This window comes from Algoriphagus sp. AK58, assembly GCF_014324365.1.
Classification (GTDB): Bacteria; Bacteroidota; Bacteroidia; order Cytophagales; family Cyclobacteriaceae; genus Algoriphagus.
Genome location: NZ_QEIG01000005.1, coordinates 318472 through 339070 on the forward strand (window position 1 = coordinate 318472; position 20599 = coordinate 339070).

At 43.4% G+C, this 20599-nt stretch carries 20 protein-coding genes; 13 read left to right on the top strand and 7 right to left on the bottom strand.

Annotated elements, in window-relative coordinates; translation table 11 throughout:
• Positions 1-225 precede the first annotated feature (225 nt).
• From DDT91_RS05115 to DDT91_RS05125, 3 genes are read right to left on the bottom strand one after another with little or no spacing between them, the layout of a single operon-like run.
• Entirely contained in the window at positions 226-1161 is a 936-nt protein-coding gene (locus tag DDT91_RS05115; RefSeq protein ID WP_187175060.1) for a bestrophin family protein, read from the bottom strand.
• A gap of 10 nt (positions 1162-1171) precedes the next feature.
• On the bottom strand, positions 1172-1978 hold the full coding sequence (locus DDT91_RS05120) for a DUF481 domain-containing protein (RefSeq protein WP_187175061.1): 807 nt from the start codon (positions 1976-1978) through the stop codon (positions 1172-1174).
• A 12-nt stretch (positions 1979-1990) separates the two neighbouring features.
• The gene (locus DDT91_RS05125) at positions 1991-2755 is read right to left on the bottom strand and encodes a type 1 glutamine amidotransferase domain-containing protein (protein WP_187175062.1); all 765 of its coding nucleotides are present in this window, start codon (positions 2753-2755) and stop codon (positions 1991-1993) included.
• A gap of 115 nt (positions 2756-2870) precedes the next feature.
• Here DDT91_RS05125 and DDT91_RS05130 point away from each other — a divergent pair, with 115 nt between their 5' ends.
• The 3 genes from DDT91_RS05130 (at position 2871) to DDT91_RS05140 (ending at position 5053) form a co-directional block, all read left to right on the top strand.
• Positions 2871-3221, top strand: coding sequence for a helix-turn-helix domain-containing protein (locus tag DDT91_RS05130; RefSeq protein ID WP_111393053.1), 351 nt, complete (start codon positions 2871-2873; stop codon positions 3219-3221).
• A 14-nt stretch (positions 3222-3235) separates the two neighbouring features.
• A complete protein-coding gene (locus DDT91_RS05135; protein ID WP_187175063.1) occupies positions 3236-4378 on the top strand; it encodes a cysteine desulfurase family protein in 1143 nt (380 codons plus the stop codon).
• Positions 4379-4444: 66 nt separating this feature from the next.
• Positions 4445-5053, top strand: a complete 609-nt coding sequence (locus DDT91_RS05140; protein WP_187175064.1) for a Uma2 family endonuclease — start codon at positions 4445-4447, stop codon at positions 5051-5053.
• Between the two features lie 22 nt (positions 5054-5075).
• On the opposite strand, the gene DDT91_RS05145 is transcribed toward DDT91_RS05140, so the two are convergent.
• Genes DDT91_RS05145 through DDT91_RS05155 form a run of 3 tightly spaced genes read right to left on the bottom strand, consistent with a single transcriptional unit; the run spans position 5076 to position 8145 of the window.
• On the bottom strand, positions 5076-5666 hold the full coding sequence (locus DDT91_RS05145; protein ID WP_187175065.1) for an NTP transferase domain-containing protein: 591 nt from the start codon (positions 5664-5666) through the stop codon (positions 5076-5078).
• Complete coding sequence (locus DDT91_RS05150) at positions 5663-6781, bottom strand: XdhC family protein (RefSeq protein WP_187175066.1); 1119 nt, start codon at positions 6779-6781, stop codon at positions 5663-5665. Before DDT91_RS05150 ends, DDT91_RS05145 begins: the two co-directional genes overlap by 4 nt.
• Positions 6778-8145 carry a sterol desaturase family protein gene (locus DDT91_RS05155; protein ID WP_255502024.1) on the bottom strand — a complete coding sequence of 456 codons (1368 nt, stop codon included), beginning with the start codon at positions 8143-8145 and terminating at the stop codon, positions 6778-6780. Before DDT91_RS05155 ends, DDT91_RS05150 begins: the two co-directional genes overlap by 4 nt.
• Between DDT91_RS05155 and DDT91_RS05160 the strand changes: the two genes are divergently transcribed.
• From DDT91_RS05160 to DDT91_RS05190, 7 genes are all read left to right on the top strand, one after another.
• Positions 8119-8673 carry a hypothetical protein gene (locus DDT91_RS05160; RefSeq protein WP_370539289.1) on the top strand — a complete coding sequence of 185 codons (555 nt, stop codon included), beginning with the start codon at positions 8119-8121 and terminating at the stop codon, positions 8671-8673. The genes DDT91_RS05155 and DDT91_RS05160 overlap by 27 nt on opposite strands.
• A gap of 10 nt (positions 8674-8683) precedes the next feature.
• Positions 8684-9424 (top strand): glucosamine-6-phosphate deaminase, encoded by a 741-nt coding sequence (locus DDT91_RS05165; RefSeq protein WP_187175067.1) that lies wholly within the window; start codon positions 8684-8686, stop codon positions 9422-9424.
• A 296-nt stretch (positions 9425-9720) separates the two neighbouring features.
• Positions 9721-11046, top strand: coding sequence for a sugar MFS transporter (locus tag DDT91_RS05170; protein WP_187175068.1), 1326 nt, complete (start codon positions 9721-9723; stop codon positions 11044-11046).
• Positions 11031-12179: an N-acetylglucosamine-6-phosphate deacetylase gene (locus DDT91_RS05175; protein ID WP_187175069.1), complete on the top strand. Its 1149-nt coding sequence runs from the start codon at positions 11031-11033 to the stop codon at positions 12177-12179. Before DDT91_RS05170 ends, DDT91_RS05175 begins: the two co-directional genes overlap by 16 nt.
• A gap of 23 nt (positions 12180-12202) precedes the next feature.
• Entirely contained in the window at positions 12203-13540 is a 1338-nt protein-coding gene (locus DDT91_RS05180; RefSeq protein WP_187175070.1) for a Gfo/Idh/MocA family protein, read from the top strand.
• A 4-nt stretch (positions 13541-13544) separates the two neighbouring features.
• Positions 13545-14663, top strand: a complete 1119-nt coding sequence (locus DDT91_RS05185) for an acyltransferase family protein (RefSeq protein WP_187175071.1) — start codon at positions 13545-13547, stop codon at positions 14661-14663.
• A gap of 292 nt (positions 14664-14955) precedes the next feature.
• Entirely contained in the window at positions 14956-15963 is a 1008-nt protein-coding gene (locus DDT91_RS05190; protein ID WP_187175072.1) for a Gfo/Idh/MocA family protein, read from the top strand.
• Positions 15964-16051: 88 nt separating this feature from the next.
• Here DDT91_RS05190 and DDT91_RS05195 read toward each other — a convergent pair whose 3' ends face one another.
• Positions 16052-16459: a hypothetical protein gene (locus DDT91_RS05195; protein ID WP_187175073.1), complete on the bottom strand. Its 408-nt coding sequence runs from the start codon at positions 16457-16459 to the stop codon at positions 16052-16054.
• Positions 16460-16671: 212 nt separating this feature from the next.
• Between DDT91_RS05195 and DDT91_RS05200 the strand changes: the two genes are divergently transcribed.
• The 3 genes from DDT91_RS05200 to DDT91_RS05210 all read left to right on the top strand — a co-directional run bounded on the left by DDT91_RS05200 (position 16672) and on the right by DDT91_RS05210 (position 20598).
• Positions 16672-18315, top strand: coding sequence for a M1 family metallopeptidase (locus tag DDT91_RS05200; protein WP_187175074.1), 1644 nt, complete (start codon positions 16672-16674; stop codon positions 18313-18315).
• Positions 18316-18623: 308 nt separating this feature from the next.
• Positions 18624-19379: an outer membrane lipoprotein-sorting protein gene (locus DDT91_RS05205; protein ID WP_255502025.1), complete on the top strand. Its 756-nt coding sequence runs from the start codon at positions 18624-18626 to the stop codon at positions 19377-19379.
• A gap of 1 nt (position 19380) precedes the next feature.
• On the top strand, positions 19381-20598 hold the full coding sequence (locus DDT91_RS05210) for an FtsX-like permease family protein (protein ID WP_187175075.1): 1218 nt from the start codon (positions 19381-19383) through the stop codon (positions 20596-20598).
• Position 20599 lies beyond the last annotated feature (1 nt).

Genomic DNA, 20599 nt, shown 5'->3' on the forward strand with positions numbered 1-20599 from the left:
TGTTTATAATTTGATGTTCATTTGCCACATGGAATGCCCTGGATAATCATTTCCCTGTGTGAGAAGCATTTTCTCATGGGCATTTCATCTGTTTATAATTTGATTTTTAATGGTCAGATTGCCTGTCCCGATTTTCCATCGGGAGAATCTCGCAAAGCTTAGAATCATTCCGGTGTATGATTTTTTAGTCATGCTCGATTTCATAATTGAATGATTACAAATTGGTTAGAATAAATATCCTTCTTTTACCTCATTTTTTTGAGGCAATTCTTTTTCTCCAAGCATCTCTCTCAAATCCCGCTCAATCGTGTTGCAAAGGGCGGAAAGGGGCACATCCGTGATCCGGTTTTCAAAAGGATCTTCGTTGACTTCACCGACTTTGGCCTGAATAGAAAAAACAAAGGAAATCAGGATTGAAACCGGAATCATTAAGCTGGACATTTCCATTCGGTTGAAATCAGCGATCAAAGCAAATGGTAGCAGAAAGATAAAAACATATAAAAAGAGCCTCGTAAAGAAATCATATTGACGTAAAAGCGGAGTGTTCTTGATGCGCTCGCAGCTTCCTTGGTAATTTGCCAAAGCGAGGAGTTGCCCTTCCATTTGGAATGAGTCAAAGCCGCCCAAGGTACCATTTGCCATGGCCTGATAGATCTTTTTGCCCATCAGTAGCTGGAGAAAATTGGGTTTGTTTTGGCTTTGAATCAATTGGCTGTAATATTCCGAGGTAAGAAATGGCTTGAGTTCTGACCAAGTTTCCTGATTCCGAAGGTGTATTCTCAGCGCATGAACCCAAGCGATACAGGAATAAATCAAGTGTTTTTTAAATGCCTCGCTACGTTCCTTTTCATAATTGGCTTGGTGGGCATGGCTATCGGTAAAAGTGATAATCAACCGGGCCAAAACCCGACTAGAATTCACAATTCCACCCCAGACAGTTCGCGCTTCCCACCATCGTCCATAGGCACTGTTGTTCCGAAATGCAATAAAAATTGCCAAGGCACTGCCCAAAATGGCCGCGATGGAAAAAGGCAAAGAAACTTGTGCGATTCCAATTTCATACATCCACCAAATTCCAACCGAAACGACCGTCGAAATGAGCAATTCCATTTTGACATAGTGGACTACCTTGATGGGGTTAAAATTCCGTTTGATGATCATTATTTCCTGTTCATTTTTTGAGTTGATAACTGAGGCCAAACGTCAAAATCCGATCTTCCTGAAGCACCTCAGATATGACCACTTGTTCCCGACTGAAACTGTATTGCATTGTGGCATTCAGTCCTTTCCAAAGTGGTACTTCTATCCCCAAATCAAGTTGCAACCGGTTGTTGGGTGTCCCATCAAGTCCAGGCTGCCAATATCCACTGTAAAACAACCTCAGCTTGGAATCGGCTAACTTGTGCCATCCAGCCAGATACAAGGTCGCTCTGGGAAGTGAAATCTCAGTACTTCCGTTGTATTCAGTTTCATTGAATTGATCACTTCGAAATCGGGTGGATTCATAGACCAAGCTTCCGGAAATCTTGAGAATCGTCTTTGGCTTTTGGACCACTTGCCAAGTGTATCCCAGCCCTCCAAACCATCTGGAATCGATCTCTCTTCGGTAGTTGGTTTGGAAATAAAGCATAGAGAAAGGGTAGAATTTTCGGAAAGGTTTGTAATAGAGGTAATTCCGGCTATTGACGTCATTGTCCGCTTTTAACCCGCTGAATTCCTGGTAGAGACTGTTGTTTTGGGATTTAAAAACAAAGGGTTTTTGAGAATTGGTGACAATTTCCAGCCTTCCACGAATCACCAGCAACTCCACATTTCCTCTTTGGAAAGCTCCGATGAGTCCACCTCTAAATTGAAATTTGGCAGTGTCGCTTTCATTCAGTTGAGCCATAGAGGAAAGAGAAAAAAAGTGGAGCAGAAAAAGGGTGATGCATGCTTTTAGGCAGATATCCTTTCCTTTTTTCTTGCTCCACTTTTTCATTTTGAAATTCAATTACTTGTTCAATGCTTCTACCACCAATTCTGCTGCAGCGGCACCAGAATTTTGTTGTTGACCCGTGATCAAGTTTCCATCCTGAATTGCATAAGAAGAGAATGGAGAGGCAACTTTAAAAATGGTTCCGGAAAGTTTTCGAGCCTCTTCTTCGATTCGATAGGGTTGGATCTTCATTCCAACAGCCTGATCTGCAAACTCTTCTTCCGCATCGGCAAAGCCTGTCCAGGTTTTGCCAGCCACGAGAAGTTCCCCATTGGATTTTTTAGCTTCCAACAGAAGGGTAGTGGAGTGACAAACTGCAGCACTGGGCTTTCCTGATTCGTAAAAAGCGACAAAAAGCTTCTCCAATTCAGGATTTCCTCTGAAGGTGTACATCGGGCCTTGACCACCAACCAAGAAAACAGCCGCATAGTCTGCCGGATTGACCTCGGTCAGTTTTTTGGTGTTTTCCAGCATGGCGTTGAATTCAGGCTTTTGCAAATAGCCCAAGGAAATCACATCATGTGCGGAATAACCGCTAGGATCGGTGGGATTGGAATAGGCATCCATTTCCAGTTTTCCTCCCTCCGTAGACACCAATTCTACTTCATAGCCTGCCTCCTGAAATACGCGAAGCGGATGAGTCAATTCGGCGATCCAAAAGCCGATAGGCCAACCTGTTTGCTTAGAGACGGTAGGTGAACTAGCTACCATCAAGATCTTCCCTTTGCTGGGAGCGCCGTGAAAATGAACGTAGGCGTTTTTCTCTAAAATTTGATTCATGATTGTTTTGAACAGTTGATTGAATCAAAGATTGAAATGAATGCTATCTTTGAAAATATACTTACCAAAGATTATGATATGCACCTTTTGGTAAGAAATGGAAAATTGAAGCAATATGCCTGATTTCATATTTAACAATAAGGTTTATTACAATCCGGTCGAGTTTGCCATGGACCGAATCGGAGGGACTTGGAAGATGCCCATTCTTTGGAGATTGAAAAATCGGGTGATGCGCTACGGGGAGTTGAAAAAAGACATCCCGCACATCACCCATAAAATGCTGACCAGTCAACTTCGAGAGTTGGAAGAGGAGGGATTTATCATCCGAAAAGTCTATCCTGTCGTCCCTCCTAAAGTGGAATATTCGATCACCGAACGTGGTCTTTCGGCGATTCCGATCATTGAAACTATCCGAAACTACGGATTGCAGTTAATGGATGAGTTTGGAGTAGGGGAGAAAAAATAAAGATCTTTAGAGCCATGAACTACCCGATTTACCTCGATTATAATGCTACAACTCCCTGTGCTCCTGAAGTGATCGAAGTGATGCTGCCTTACTTCGGAACACATTTCGGAAATGCCGCAAGTAAGAGCCATCCCTATGGCTGGATGGCTGAAAACGCCGTGGAAGAAGCCCGGGAAAAAATAGCCCATCTGATCGGCGCCAAAGCCAAGGAAATCATTTTCACTTCGGGTGCCACGGAGGCAATTAATCTGGGAATAAAAGGAATCTTTGAAGCGTATCAGGGAGAAAAACAACATTACATCACCGCATGGACTGAGCACAAAGCCGTTTTGGATACGTTTGCCGAAATCCAGAAAAAAGGTGCAGAAGTCACTTATCTGCCGGTCGATTCCAAGGGAAATATCAGTTTGGAGGAACTGGAAAATTCCATTTTGCTTCATACTAAACTAATCTGCCTGATGTGGGCCAATAATGAAACGGGAGTCATTCATCCTGTGGAGAAAATTGCCGATTTGGCCGAATCAAGAAACATTATCTTTTTCACGGATGCAGTTCAGGCTGCAGGTAAAATTCCTGTTTTCACCAAAGGAATTCACCTTATGGCCATTTCAGCCCATAAACTATACGGTCCGAAAGGTGTCGGTGCTTTGTATGTCAGACACAATCATGACCTGCCCAAACCTTTGGCCCAAATCCACGGAGGGGGTCATGAAAAGGGAATGCGTAGCGGGACGCTCAATGTGCCAGGAATTGTAGGGTTTGGAAAAGCAATGGAGCTTCGATTAGCTGAAATGGATTCAGAGTCCATGCGATTGGAAAACCTGCGAAACAGACTGGAAAATGGCCTTTTGGAATTATCAGACACTTTTCTGAACGGGAGTCAGGAATCCCGTTTGCCCCATGTAACCAACATTGCTTTCGGTGGGGTAGAAGGGGAAGAGTTGCTCAAAAAAGTGAATCAAAAGGTGGCGGTGAGTTCTGGTTCTGCTTGTACCTCCATTTCACCTAAGCCAAGTCATGTGCTTCAGGCGATGGGGTTAAACGCTGATTTGGGAAGAGCTTCGATCCGGTTTAGTTTGGGAAAAAACACTTCTGAAACCGATATTGATCTGACCATCGATTGGGTGAAAAAAGTAGTCCTAGAATTGAGAAAGTAAAGTCAATGCAGGATTGATTTTTAGGAAATCAAAACTTAAGCAGTTTAGGATCAGTATATTTAAGCTATGGAAACGAATAAGCCAGATACTGTCAACGAACCTGAAGCAGAATACGGAATGTATTCTTATGCGGACTATCTGACTTGGCCGATTGATGAAGTAGTAGAATTAATCAAGGGAATTCGATTTAAAAAGGCAGCGGCAGCACCAAAAAGAATTCACCAACGGGTATCATTAAAACTTGCCGCCAAACTATTCACATTTCTGGAAGGTCAAAAATGTCAGGTATATGATGCTCCATTTGATGTGCGATTCCCAAAAGGATCGAAAGAAGACCACAAAATCCATGACGTCGTCCAGCCGGATATTTGTGTGATTTGTGATCCTGAAAAGTTGGATGATCGGGGTTGTATCGGTGCGCCTGATCTAATCGTAGAGATTCTTTCTCCTGGCAATAGCCAGACAGAACTTAAACACAAGTTTAAGCTCTATGAATCCCATGGAGTTAGAGAATACTGGATTATCCATCCCGAAAATCAGGATTTATTGATTTATACGCTTGTCGATGGAAAATATGTTCCTTCGAGATTACTGACTTCAGGAGATGTGGTGGAATCTACCGTTCTTGAAGGGTTTACATTGGATCTGGAGGAGTTTTTTAAGGATATTGAGTAGGTGAGAATCAATTTTGTAAACTTCAAGTCTTCCAATCTTTCAATCTTTCCAAATCCTCCTCTGTATCCAAGTCAACAGCTCCAAGTGGAAAATCCACGGCAAATACATCGGCTCTATTTTTCATAATTACCTTTTTCGCTCCTTCAGAACCCTGGAGGCTTAGCATTTCATCAAAATAGGCTCGATCAAAAATCGCCGGAACTCCCAAAGTATCCGAATAGCTGCAAGCAACGACTCCTTTTCCGGACTTTTCCTTCTCCAAAATCAGTGAGTTCAAAAGATCTGCATCTACAAAAGGCTGATCAACCAGCATCAAAATGACTTGGTCGGGATGTTCTTTTTCCACTAAAAAACGAAGTCCAGACTGCATGCTGGAAGCCATTCCTTCTTCCCAATTTTCATTGATCACAAAAGGAATTTTCATTGAACCAAATCCCGATTTGATCAATTCCGGATTCCATCCCAGCACCACCACCAAAGAATCAGACTTGCTTTTTTGAGCTTCCTCAATGGCTTTTTGAATCAATTTTTTTCCTTGAAATTCAATTAGTTGCTTGGGTCTTCCTAAACGGGAAGATGAGCCTGCTGCTAAGAGGATTATCGCGGTTTTCATCCCACCTTTTCATGAATAGGACCTTGCTTGTCCCGAAGGAAAATCGGCTGCTTTTTATTCAACACAGCCTTGATTTCAGCCAATATGGACAAAGCAATTTCTTCGGAAGTTTCCGCACCGATCTCCAATCCAATTGGCGCATATAGATTTTCGGTCGAAGCCTGAATTCGGTTGGATTCCAGTCTCTGGATCAGCTTTTCGGTTTTCCGCTTGGGTCCCAAAATACCGATGTAGGGAATCATGCAATGCAGAAGTTTTTCCAGGACAATGACTTCATACTCAAAATTGTGAGTCATTAACAAGGCCACCGTATTCAGATCCGTTTCGAATTGATCAATGACTTCTTCAGCAGGACCTTGAATGATCTGTTTTGCCTGAGGAAATCGGGTTGCTGTCGCCAGGTTTTTCCTTCCATCAATCAAAATCAGCTCAAAACCCAGTATTTCAGACATTTTAGCTACGGGAATGGTATCATTTCCAGCTCCAAAAAGGAGAATCCGAGTCACAGGTTTGATCACCTCGAAGAAAACGGAGAGCTGTTGATATTCGGAATATGATTGAATCAGATTTTGCGGAGAATCAAAATCCATAATTTCCTTTTCTAATTCTTGTCTGAAATCCGCATGAACTTTGGAAAGGCTTCCGAAATCCTGACTTCCTTTTTTCAAATAGATCGTGCCGATCTGTTCCGACTTAGAGTTTGGCACGGAGAAAAGCGTCAAAAGGAGCGAAGTCTCCCGATTGGAAAGTGCTTTTTTAATGAGTTCAACCGGATTTTCCGGATTTCCAAAGTCAATCGGTTCGATCAGAACATGGATGATTCCGTTGCATCCCAAGCCTACACCGAAATTCTGATCATCCTCATCCGTGGTGTCATAGGTAACCAACATGGATTTTTGCTGGAAAATCACTGCCTGGGCTTTGCGAAGGGCATCACCTTCCAAACAGCCACCGCTGATCGCACCAGTTAGATTTCCTTCCTGAGTGACCAGCATTCTTGCTCCGGGACGTCGGTAAGCCGATCCATCCACTTGGACTACGGTGGCTAAGGCAACCGATTGACTTTCGGATTTACAAACTTCGTAGGCTTGGATAATCTGCTGAAGTTCTTTCATTTAAGAGGGATTGATGGATTACCAAATTGAAGATTTTCCTTTCGGGAGGAAAACCAAACCGAAAATAGCGCTGATACAACCAAGTACCCTACGAAAATGTAAACCGAACCAGGCAAAAAGCTATTTAATCCAAACCAATCACCTGAAGTTACCACGAAATACATGGCATAAACCATTTTCAAGACTTCCCAAGCCCAGGCATTTGGGTTGCGATCCATCAACTCGGTGTAGGCATAAACGGTCAGGAACACAAATCCACCATAATAGAAAATTCCCGGTGCTCCGATAGCCGCCAAGTTGCCAAAGAGGTAGCTCAAAAGAAGTAATAAGGCGATTAACTGGGCAAAACTCCAAACCAACATGCCTTTTGTGAGAAATGGATTGTATTTGTCGAAATGATACACGTCTTCGATCTTGGATACCGGATATTTTTTGGCCACATCTGCCGGTCTCCAGCCCAGTGGCATAAACCATATTTTAAGTTTATCCAACCACTTTTCAGCTCTCCAGGCATCCTTGATCAAAAGCCAGAGATGCATGAAATTGATTTTGATCGGGTTCCAAGTTTGTACAGGTCTTGTCACCCCATAAACAGCTGGTATTTCATCCTTTTCCTCCTGATAGGTACCAAACCACTTGTCCCAAAAGATGAAAATCTGACCGTAGTTTTTGTCCAAATACTCCGGATTGATCGCATGATGCACCCGGTGATGGGAGGGTGTGACGATGATTTTTTCCAAGAAACCCATCTTGCCGATATGTCTGGTATGATACCAGAATTGTGCGAACAAATGAAGTGGAGCTACCACAGCGATTACTTGAGGAGGAACTCCCAAAATAGCCGCAGGAATTAGGAAAATCGCGAATATCTTCACAATGGAAGAAATGCTCTGCCGAAGTGCACAGGCCAGGTTAAACTCCTCAGAGCTGTGATGCACAATATGATTGTTCCAAAAAATATTGTACTCGTGCGCAATCCGATGGGTCCAATACCCTGCAAAATCCAAGGCGAAAAAGGCAATCACGTAAACCAGCCAAGTCGCTTCGATTTGGAAAAAGGAGAATTTCTCAAACAACCATCCGTAGGAAATCACGGCAATACTGAGTCCCAGCACGTCTTTGGTCACATTGGTGATCCCCGAACTCAATGAGGCAATCATGTCATTGAGTGGGACGGTATCATTGCCTTTCCAGATTCCCCAGAATTTCTCAAATAAAACCAGCACGAAAAAGGCTGGCATGGCGATTAATAAGATTTGTCCGTAAGCTTCCATCGGGTTTATCGTTCTGGATTTAAACTTATTGATTAACTCGCTTTCATTCAAGATTTCTTTGATATGAGCCAGATTTTTGATGAAAATCAAACGAAGTGGTTTAAGTGGAAAATCGCCTCAATCGGAAACTTCTTACTTTTAGCCATGGAAATCCCTTCGCTTGCCGACCTCAAAAAAGACCTCGGATACCTCTCTGAAAAGGAATTAATTGCCCTGATTACTGATTTGGCCAAATTCAGCAGGGATAATAAGGCTTTCCTTTACTTCAAACTGAATGAACGGGATCAGCCCAACTTGTTTGTGGATTCGGTCAAAGAGGAGCTGGACGAAGCCTTTCAAACGGCTAACACCCGAAATTACCACCTCGGTAAAAAAGCAGCTCAAGCCATTCGCCGAAAGCTTAACAAGGCTCTTAAACTCAGTAAAAACAAAGCAGACCAAGCGGAATTGATATTGTATTTCTGCGAAATGATGAAGAAATACGGTTATTTGAGTTTCCGTCACCCGGTGATAAACAACTTGTATGAAGTTCAAATCGGAAAGGCAAAAAAGCTGATTTCCACACTTCATGAGGACCTGCAAAGCGATTTTGACTACCGTCTCGAAGAACTCGAATAAACTCCAAGCTATGACCATTTCCATTTCCCCAAACCCAGTTGAATTGGGCCAAAAAGCCGGAAAAATCGGTGCTGAACTGATTCGAAAAGCCATTCAAAACCAAGGATTTGCCAACATTATCTTGGCTACCGGCACTAGTCAGTTTGAAACACTGAAGCAGTTGTTGGCTGAAAAAGACATCGATTGGAGCAAGGTGACTGTATTTCATTTGGATGAATACCTTGGACTTACGATCACGCATCCGGCCAGTTTTCGGAAATATCTGCTGGAGCGATTTTTTAATCATGTTCCTCAGTTAAAAGCCTATCACTTGATTGACGGAGAAAATGAACCCGAAAAAGAATGCGAACGACTTTCGACTTTGATTCAAAATCATCCAATAGACGTGGCATTTGTAGGAATCGGGGAAAACGGACACTTGGCGTTCAATGATCCCCCTGCAGATTTTGAAACGGAAAAGCCTTATTTAGTCGTCAATTTGGATCATGCCTGTCGCATGCAGCAGCTGGGAGAGGGGTGGTTTCCCAATTTGGAAGCTGTACCGACCCAAGCCATAAGCATGTCAATCCGTCAAATCATGAAATCAAAATCCATCATTTGTTCGGTTCCTGATTTACGAAAAGCCCAAGCAGTGAAAGACTGTCTTCAAGGAGAAATCTCCAATCTTCAACCGGCTTCGATCTTACAAGAGCATCAAGATTGTCAGATCTTTTTGGATCAGCCTGCTTCATCTTTGCTTAATAAGCTTTAAATGAATGTTCCGTGAGTAAGGACACTCACGGAGGCGACCGAATTTTCAGATTTTTCTGGAAGAAGCCGCTTCATCCTTTCTTTCCAACCATTGATCGGAAATTTTTTGGATGGGTGACATAAAATTTGGTATTTAAGGCAAATGGAAAAAGAGAATTTAAAAGGATAATCCGTGAGTGAGGACACTCACGGTGGCGAAAATACCGCCGATGTGAGTGCCTGTCTGCCTCAGGCAGGTCTTCACTCACATCAATAATTCTTAAATTATCTTTTTTTCTTATAACCCAAAACCAGCCTATGTCAAAAACCACCGCTGCGGTTCGTGCCGATCAGCTTAGCCAACGGGATACCTGGATATCCATTGGCATCATCGGGATGCTTTTCTTTATCTTCGGATTTGTCTCCTGGGTCAATGCGATCCTGATTCCCTATTTCAAAATCGCCTTTACGCTCAGCAACTTCGATTCCTACCTCGTTGCTTTTGCCTTTTACATTTCCTACCTAGTCATGTCGGTACCTTCTTCCTATCTGCTCAAAGCAGTGGGATTTAAGAAAGGAATGATGGTCGGTTTTTTTGCTATGGCAGTAGGAGCCTTCATTTTTGTTCCAGCCGCGATGAGCCGAACCTATGAGATTTTCCTCCTGGGTTTATTCACGCTGGGAACAGGTTTGGCGGTTCTTCAGACTGCTGCAAATCCTTACGTGACGGTTTTGGGTCCCAAAGAAAATGCAGCCCAACGCATCAGTGTAATGGGGATTTTCAACAAAGGAGCTGGGATTTTGGCGCCGATTCTCTTTGCAGCGGTTATTCTCAGAGTGGGGGACAACGAACTCTTCCAGCAGTTGGACACCATGACTCCGGAGGCGAAAGACGCTGCCTTGGATGAATTGATCCGGCGAGTCATTTTGCCTTATTCTGTGGTCGGAACCGTGCTTTTGGGCTTGGGAATCTTTGTGAGGTTTTCCCCACTTCCTGAGATCGACACGGAACATGAGACCGCAGAAGTAGCAGAGGCTAATTCAGGTAAAAACTCCATTTTCCAGTTTCCCCATCTGATTTTGGGAGCGGTAGCGATCTTTCTGCATGTAGGTACCCAGGTCATTGCGATCGATACGGTCATTCCTTATGCCAACTCCTTTGGGATAGGATTGATGGAAGCCAAAGTCTTCCCTTCCTACACGCTTGCATTTACGATCTTGGGCTATCTGATCGGTATTTCTTTGATTCCCAAAGTAATTTCTCAGGTGAATGTGCTTCGGATTTGTACGCTGTTGGGCACGGTATTCACGCTGCTGATCATTTTCACCTCGGGTCAAGTGACGATTTTGGGTATCACATCGGATGTGTCGATTTGGTTTGTAGTTCTGCTGGGCTTGGCCAATTCTCTGGTTTGGGCTGGAATTTGGCCTTTGGCTTTAGACGGATTGGGTCGATTCACCAAACTCGGAGCTTCCATTATGATCATGGGACTCTGCGGCAATGCCATCATGCCACTTGCCTATGGTGCCGTGGCTGACGCGGTCAATGTTCAACAGGCTTATTGGGTGCTTTTCCCTTGCTATTTGTATCTGGTGTTTTACGCAGTCCATGGACATAAAATCAGAAGATGGAACCTCGCCTGATCGGAAAGTCTTTTTTGGATGGAAAACCACTGGAAATCTTTATTTCCGAAGGGAAGATAAAGGCCGTCTTACCTTCTGAGTCCTGTCCGGAAAATGTTTGGATAGGCCCTGGTTTCACTGACATTCAAGTGAATGGGTATGGTGGCTTGGATTACAATTCGATTCAAAGTGATGTTTTGGCTTTGGGTCAAATTTCCAAAAAACTGCTTCAATGCGGAATTACCAGCCATTTTCCCACCATCATCACCAATTCACCGGAGAAGATTTCAGCTTTGATTCAGCAGGTGGTTCAGATTCGCAAAAATGATCTATTGGCCAAATCCTGCATCAGTGGAATTCATATTGAAGGACCTTTTATTTCTCCTGAAGACGGACCAAGAGGTGCACATTTCAGAGAATTTGTACAGGCTCCGAACTGGAATTTGTTTCAAAAGTGGATTGACGAAAGCGAAGGTCTGATTAGGATGATCACCCTTTCTCCGGAATGGGAGGGAAGCGCCTTTTTTATTGAAAAATGTGTGGAATCCGGGATTTTAGTTTCCATCGGACATACGAACGCCAGTCATGAACAAATTATGGAAGCGGTGAAAGCAGGAGCGAGGCTTTCCACCCACTTGGGAAATGGAATGCACAGCATCATTGCCCGTCATCCCAACTACCTCTGGTCTCAACTGGCGGCCGAAAATCTTTCTGCCACCATCATTGCGGATGGATTTCATCTTCCGGCTGAAGTAATTCAGGTCTTTAAGAAAGTGAAAGCCGAAAAACTGATGATCGTCAGTGACTCCGTGGCTTTGGCGGGCATGCCGCCTGGAGATTATAATGCTGCAGTTGGAGGAAAAGTCATATTAACCTCTGATGGAAAGCTTCACCTGTTGGGTAATGCCAACACGCTTGCAGGTTCGGCTATGAATATCTTTCAAGGCATCAATTTCCTTCTCAAAAATAAATTGGCAGATCTTCCTGAAGCCTGGCAAATGGCCTCCAAACGACCTCAAAGGCTCTTTGATACTTCTTTTGAGCCTATCCAAATCGGTCAAAATGCAGACTTGATTTTAGCAGAACAAGCTCCAGATCAAACTTTAAAAATTCTCAAAGTCCTAAAAAACGGAGTAGAAATACCTCTCGATTAACCCAAACTCAAAACCACAGCATCATGAAAAATAACCTCAACCGCCGTCATTTTATCAAAACGGCCGCAACCGGAGCCTTGGGTCTCAGTGCGGCTTCTTCCGCTTTTTCATTCAATATCCTTTCTCAATATCCACTCAAAGACAAATACCGCATAGCAGTGATCGGCGTCAACAGCCGGGGCTTGCAGCACATTCAGGCATTTGCCAAAATCCCTAACGTGGAAATCACTTACATCTGCGATGTGGATTCCCGTGCTCGGGAAAACGGGATTGCCTTGGCTTTGAAAGAGGGAGTGAAAACAGCTCCAACAGGTTTGGTAGATTTCAGAAAAGCCTTGGAAGACAAAACGCTGGATGCAGTCTCGATTGCCATGCCTGATTTTTGGCATACGCCAGCCTCCATTATGGCGCTTCAGGCAGGAAAACATGTATATCTGGAAAAGCCAGGTTCGCACAATCCTGCCGAATCCGAACTGCTTGTGGAAGCAACCAAAAAGTATGGTAAAATCGTTCAGATGGGCAATCAACGCCGGTCTTGGCCAAGAGTGCAGGAGGCGATGAAAGAACTTCACTCCGGCGCAATCGGAAAGGCTTATTATGCCCGAGCTTGGTATACAAATACCCGAAAATCAATTGGCTACGGCAAGCCAGCGGCTGTTCCAGAATGGCTGGATTTTGAGCTTTGGCAAGGGCCTGTTCCTCGAAAAGAATTCAAAGACAACCTGATTCATTACAATTGGCACTGGTTCTGGCACTGGGGCACAGGAGAAATCGTCAATAATGGCGTGCACTTTTTGGATTTGGCCCGGTGGGGATTGCAGGTGGATTATCCCGAAAAATGCTATTCCAGCGGAGGGCGCTACCATTTTCAGGACGATTGGGAGACCCCGGATACCCAGATTGCCAGCTATGATTTTGCAGGCGGAAAATCCATCCTCTGGGAAGGACGCAGTTGCAATGCACGCGACATTAACGCCATGGGTTCAGGGGTTTCATTTCATGGGGAAAACGGTACGCTCGAACTCCTCAACAACTCCTACAAAATCTACGACAACGCCAATAAGCTGGTGAAATCTGCCGAGCCCACGACCAATACCGTGGTGGATCAACGCGGCGCTGGTTTTGACATGGACATCGCTCATTTTACCAATTTTATTAATGCCATTGATAAGGGAGAAAGTCAGATTTCCCCTTACCCTGAAATTCAAAAAAGCGTGTTGCTGTGCCATTTGGGCAATATTTCCTACCGAACTGGAAGAGCTTTGGAAATTGACCAAAATTCAGGAAAGATCCTTGGTGACAAGGAGGCCATGAAACTTTGGGGCAGAGAATACCAAAAAGGCTGGGAACCTAAACTCTGATCGTATGGATATTCTGCTCAAAGAACCTTCAAAGAGACTGGTGTCAATCGATGCTCTTCGGGGCTTTGACATGCTGATGATCTGTGGGGCGGATGCTTTTTTCCGAAGTTTGGAAGGCAAAACTTCCATGACTTGGATGGATAGTCTGGCTCATCAATTTGAGCACCCGGAGTGGATCGGATTTACCTTTTACGATTTCATTTTTCCTCTTTTCCTGTTCGTGGCAGGGGTTTCCATTCCTTTTTCCTTGGGGAAATTGAAAGAAGCCAATGCTCCCAAAAGCCAAATCTATCGAAAGGCATTTTGGAGAATGATAATCCTGATTGGCTTGGGTATTTTGGACAAAAATGCTCCTTTTCCCTTTTTCGATTGGGAGCAAATCCGTTTGGGAAGCGTCTTGGGAAGAATTGGAATAGCAGGTTTTGTGACGGTTTTTCTCTTTCTCAACTTCAATGCGATGAAGCGGTTGATCATCGCAGGAGGAATTTTGATGCTTTATTATGCAGCCGTTTTTTTGGTTCCCGTTCCGGGATTTGGAGCAGGAGATTTGAGTTTCGAGGGAAATTTGGTGGGTTGGTTTGACCGAACTTTTCTACCAGGAAGGCTGCTTCAAGGACAATTCGATGAATTGGGAATTCTGACCACTTTTCCGGCAATCTGTTTGACGATCTTTGGAGCGCATGCAGGAGAAATTCTACGGAAAATCAATAGTTCAGAAAATCAAAAACTCAAAGAACTCCTGATTACCGGGCTGATTTTCATCGGAATAGCCTTGGTCTGGAACCTTCATTTCCCAATTTTCAAGCGGATGTGGACGAGTTCCTTTATTATGCTGACTTCGGGTTTGGCATTTCTTTCAATGGGCCTTTTTTACCTGATGATCGACATCCTGAAATTTCAGAAATGGGCCTTCTTCTTTGTTGTGGTGGGGATGAACAGTTTGACGATCTACATGATCTATCGGTTTGTCAATTTCAGATATACTTCCAGGCTTTTGTTTGAAGGGCTTTACAAACCTTTAGGAGAAAATTGGATGCCGGTAATGGAAAGTTTGGGGGCTTTGGGGTTGGTTTGGCTGTTCTTGTATTTTCTTTATCGGAAGAAGATTTTCTTTAAGGTGTAAGGGATCTCCAAATTTGGCACAGATCGCACCTTTGGTGCTCTTGAGATTGGATTAAATTCATAGCCCCAAATTGAATTTGAGGCTATTACAAATTGCCCCTTCAGGGCATGTGCTATAAATTGAAATCAAGGAAAAGCGCTGAAAGCGTGTTCTATACTAGCCCAGAATTCAATTCTGGGCAAATGGTAAAATATAAGTTTCCAAGAGTGCCAAAGGCACGACCTGTATTTAAATACATTTTCAAAAAATTGACATTAATAAAACCATATAAAATTCATTATTTCAATTTGTTATGAAATCATCCCGTCGATCATTTATAAAAAAAACCACAGCATTTGGAGCCGCAGCAAGCTTGAGTTCTTTACCTTTTTCCCTCCTTGGAAATACCCAAGTAAATCCAATTAAAATCGGAATCATCGGTTTGGACACCTCACATGCTCCAGCCTTTACCAAGCTTTTTAATGCCGAGAATCCCAAGCCTGAACTAGCGGGATTTCGCGTCGTGGCCGCCTATCCTTACGGCAGCCGCGACATCAAATCCAGCATGGACCGAATTCCGGGTTACATCGATCAAGTGAAAGAACAAGGTGTGGAAATCGTGGATTCCATCGAAGCTTTACTTCAAAAAGTAGATGTGGTGCTTCTGGAGACCAATGACGGCAAACCTCACTTGGAACAGGCAAGGGCCGTATTTAAGGCTAAAAAGCCTGTTTTTATCGACAAGCCGGTTGCGGGTTCTTTTGCAGATGCCGTAAAAATTTACCAAGAAGCGGAAGTAGCGGGCGTTCCGATGTTTTCCTGTTCCTCGCTGCGCTATCAAAAGAATGTCCATGCCGTCCGTCATGAAAACAAAGTCGGAAAAGTTCTGGCCTGTGATGCATTCAGCCCTGCAACACTCGAACCCAGCCATCCGGATTTGTTTTGGTACGGGATTCATGGGGTGGAAATCCTGTTTACTGCGATGGGTGTGGGATGTGAATCAGTGACACGCTTTTCAACTCCGGATGCTGAAGTAGTCGTAGGAACCTGGAAAGACGGTCGGATCGGAACCTTCAGGGGCATGAGATCTGGAAAGCACGATTATGGAGGAACCGCCTTTGGGACCGATGGAAATCTGTTTTTTGGACCCTTCGAAGGCTATGAACCTTTGGTAGTACAGATTGCTGAGTTTTTCCGAACCAAAAAATCACCCATCGATTCCAGAGAAACACTTGAAATCTATGCCTTTATGGAAGCGGCGGATGAAAGCAAAAGACGGGGAGGGGCAAAAGTAAATTTGGAAGTTCCAATGAAAAGATGAAGATCAGAAACCAGTAGGGGCTGTTCAAGAGTTAATGTTATTCTTTTCCAGAATAGTTGAGTTGGCAAAGAGTTTTTATAGGTAGTTCTTATTCTTTAACCAGCTTATAATGATCAGTGAAAGTAGCGGAACGGGTATAATTTGAGAACTCCAATTCTTTACCGCTTTTCTCTAAGGTAAATTCGCCTGAAAGGATGAGGCTCCAATCAAATTCAGCTGTCCATGGGCATTCATTCTGAAAAGTGATTTTATTACCAGTGATGGAATAGGTGCCTCGGCATAAGGCTGGAAACTTCGGAATGTTGCTGGAGCCACTCCATTTATTATCCTCAAAAGTCATGGTGATGGTCGCTGTATTACTTTGGCCAGAAGGCCAATTTCTAATGAAAGTACCTCTGTAAGTACCTTCTTCAAACCTGCTTTCTAATTGCCCGTCTTCCTCATTGCAACTGGAAATAGCTAGAATAAAAATGAAGGATATTATGAATGACCGCATATTTCTGATAGTGTTTCTTTTCTAAGTACGATTTTCATTTGTCGCTCGCTACAATCCGGATTTCAAAGTTTAAGATCGCAGCCTTATTCAAATCACTAATTGGAAGCAGAAATCAACTTTAAATTGGATGGATTTGGACAATCGCTCCCTCTTTGGTTTTTAGTATTGAGATGTTAGATAAAAGTCACTTTCTTAGTGAAATTTTATAGAATATGTCAAAACTGAATTTAAAAATACTGGTCGGATTCAGCCTCCTTTTTTTGTCAACTCACCTAGCTGGAATAGGTCAGCAAACCATCACCCGAGCGGATACTCTACGGGGAAGCATCACGCCCGAACGAGCTTGGTGGGATCTAAATCATTACCACTTGACAGTGGAAATTTTCCCTGAAACCAAATCCATAAAAGGTTCAAATACAATAAGATATCGAGTGGTATCAGAACATCAAGTTTTACAGCTTGACTTGCAGGAACCATTGAAAATCACCTCTATAGTTCAAGCAGGAGAGAAGCTGGATTTTAAAAGGGAAGGAGCGGCTCACTTTGTTACGCTAAAGAAGAAGCAGGTTCCGGGTACCTTTGAAGAACTTGTTGTGAGCTACGAAGGCCAACCCAAAGAAGCCATCCGACCGCCTTGGGACGGGGGAATTACCTGGACCAAAGACAGCAACGGAAAACCTTTTATAGCATCCTCCAATCAAGGAATTGGATCCAGCATCTGGTGGCCACTTAAAGATCATCCGGCCGATGAAGTGGATAGCCTAATGATCAGTGTGACAGTTCCGGATGGGTTAATGGATGTTTCGAATGGTCGTTTGGTAGGAATCGATATGGGGAATGGCAAAAACACCTATCACTGGTCTGTGGTCAATCCGATCAATGATTATGGGGTAAATATCAACATCGGGGATTATGTCCATTTTGGAGAGAAGTATGTCGGAGAAAAAGGCACCTTGGATATGGATTACTTTGTGCTCAGAGAAAACCTAGAAAAAGCCAAAGTCCATTTTCAGGATGCAGGACGGATGATGAAGGCCTTTGAACACTGGTTTGGCCCATACCCTTTTTATGAAGACGGCTTTAAGCTCGTTGATGCACCCTATCTCGGCATGGAGCACCAAAGCTCAGTCACTTATGGCAATGGCTACCAAATGGGCTATCGGGGCCGGGATCTAAGTGGCACAGGTTGGGGTTTGAAGTTTGACTTTATCATCATCCACGAGGCCGGTCATGAGTGGTTTGCCAATAACATCACTTACAAGGACGTGGCCGATATGTGGATCCATGAGAGCTTTACCAACTATTCGGAAAGCCTCTTTTTGGATTATCATTATGGAAAAGAAGCCGGTCAGGAGTATGTCAGGGGCACTCGAATGAACATCGCTAATGATCGTCCGATTATCGGTACCTATGGAGTGAATCAGCGAGGTTCGGGAGATATGTACTACAAAGGAGGAAATTTGCTCAACATGCTCCGAGAAATTCTGAAAGATGATGAGAAATGGAGACAAATTCTCAGAGGTTTGAATCAGGAATTTTACCATCAAACAGTGACTACTCAGCAGGTGGAAAGTTATATTTCTCAAGCTTTTGGCATGGATCTCACACCTATTTTTGACCAATATTTAAGAGACGAGCGAATTCCGGTGTTGGAGTATTATTTTTCAGATGCCAAGACTTTGAATTACCGGTTCAGCAATTGTCTGAAAAATTTTGAAATGCCTGTAGATGTTGAACTCGAGGGTAAAAAACAGCGGATAGTGATTTCCACCAATTGGACTCAACTTAAGGTAGATCAAAATTCGGAATTGGAGGTTGATCCTGATTTTTATGTTTCTGTACTCAAGTTGAGGTAAATGGAATTCTGAATATTAAGGTAGCAAGCATTCGTATAGCTTCAGGTTGAGGTTAGACATCGGCTGAGGCAATATTTTGGATGGAATTGGGCGAATGGAATGATTTGCCCATACCTCAAAGGTCCAGGTGTTGAGCTAAAAAATCTAAACTATTGGTTGATGGGTGTTCATCTCTGGTTTACACCCATCACAAATTTACACCAGGTAAAAGCTCTACTTCAATCACCCTGATATTGTTGAAAATCAAAAGATTACTTCAGTTGAAGATTTTTTGAAAATTGATTAACTTCTAGAAGATTCTTGGTGACATGAGCTTTCTGAAATCCTCCATTCTTGCATTCCTTCTTCTGATGGCTCGTTTGAGCTTTGTCCAAGCCCAAGATGCCAAAGAAATAGTGCGGAAGGCTGATGAAAAAATGAGGGGAAATACTTCCGAGGCAGAATTGGTCATCAAAACCACCCGACCGTCCTGGACCCGAGAAATGAGTGTAAAGACCTGGATGAAAGGAAATGATTACGCCATGATTCTCATCCAAACTCCTGCAAAGGACAAGGGGACAGTTTTTTTGAAGCGAAAAAAAGAAGTCTGGAACTGGCTACCTACAGTAGAACGAACGATCAAGCTTCCTCCCTCCATGATGAGCCAAAGCTGGATGGGAACGGATTTCACCAATGATGATTTGGTCAAAGAATCTTCAGTTTTGGAAGATTATACCCATACCATCATTGGCGATACGATGGTGGCAGACCGGGAGAGTTTCCTTATTCAAATGATACCCAAACCTGAATCTGCACTGGTTTGGGGTAAGCTCATCATCGTGATTGATAAAAAAGATTTTTTGGAGCTTCATACCCGGTTTTATGACGAAGATGGCTATTTGGTCAATACCATGACCGGCTATGACATCAAACAGATGGACGGAAGGCTGATTCCGACGCGATTTGAAATGGTTCCACAGGACAAAAAGAACCAGAAAACGGAGATTATCTACAAAAGCATCCGTTTTAATCGGCCATTGGAGGACAGCTTTTTCACCATGGACCAAATGAGAAAACTGAACTGATATGTGGTTGCTGAAGCTGGCATGGAAAAATATGTGGCGAAACCGTAACCGGACAGCCATTACCATTGCAGCGGTATTTTTTTCGGTCATACTTTCCACTCTGACCAATTCTCTTCAGGATGGAATATTCGAGAACCTAATCAAAAACGTAGTCAGTTTTTACAACGGATACATACAGATACATAAAAAAGGGTACTGGGAGGAGCAAATATTGGACAACACGTTTGAAAATTCCTCCAAGTTGTCAAACCTGATTTCACAGCATCAGAATATAACAGCCGTTGCACCCCGAATTGAATCTTTTGCTTTGGTCTCTTCGGATACGCTGACAAAAGGCTGTCTGGTTATTGGAATTTCCCCGGATTTGGAAAATTCCATAACCCAACTGGAAAACAAACTGATAGAAGGGGAGTACCTCTCCGAAAATGATCCTGCTTCTTTACTGTCTGAAGGCTTGGCCAATCGCTTGAATCTTAGTCTTCATGATACCTTAGTTATCATCGGTCAGGGTTATCATGGGGCTATGGCAGTAGGAAAATACCCGATCAAGGGAATCCTAAAATTCGGGTCACCTGATCTAAATGACCAAACTCTTTACCTGAGTCTTTCGGTAGCCCAGGAACTTTACAGCGTTCAAAATATGCTCACATCCTACGTGATTGGACTGGAAAATCCAGATTATCTAAATCCCACTGCAGAAAAGGTAAAAAGTAGTTTGGGTTCCGATTATGAAGTGATGACCTGGGAGGAAATGATGCCCGAGGTAGTCCAGCACATTCGGACAGACAAAGCCAGCTTGATCATCATTCAGGGTGTTTTGTATATGCTGATTGGCTTCGGAATCATCGGTACCTTACTCATGATGATGGTGGAGCGAAAGTATGAAATGGGCATGCTGGTAGCTATAGGAATGAAAAAAGGCAAATTGATGCAGTTGATGTTGATCGAATCGGTCCTGACAGTTTTCGCGGGATGTGTTTTGGGGATTTTGGCCAGCATTCCAATTGTGATTTATCTAAATCGTTTTCCTATCCGGTTTAAAGGTGAATTGGCCAAAGTGTATGAGGAATTTGGGTTTGAAGCGATTTTTCCCACCTCCACAAATCCTGAAATTTTCCTTCGACAGGGCTTATTGGTGCTTGTCTTGGCGCTTTTACTTTCCCTTTATCCTCTTTTAAAAATTGCACGGCTAAATCCCGTAACGGCAATGAAAAAATGAA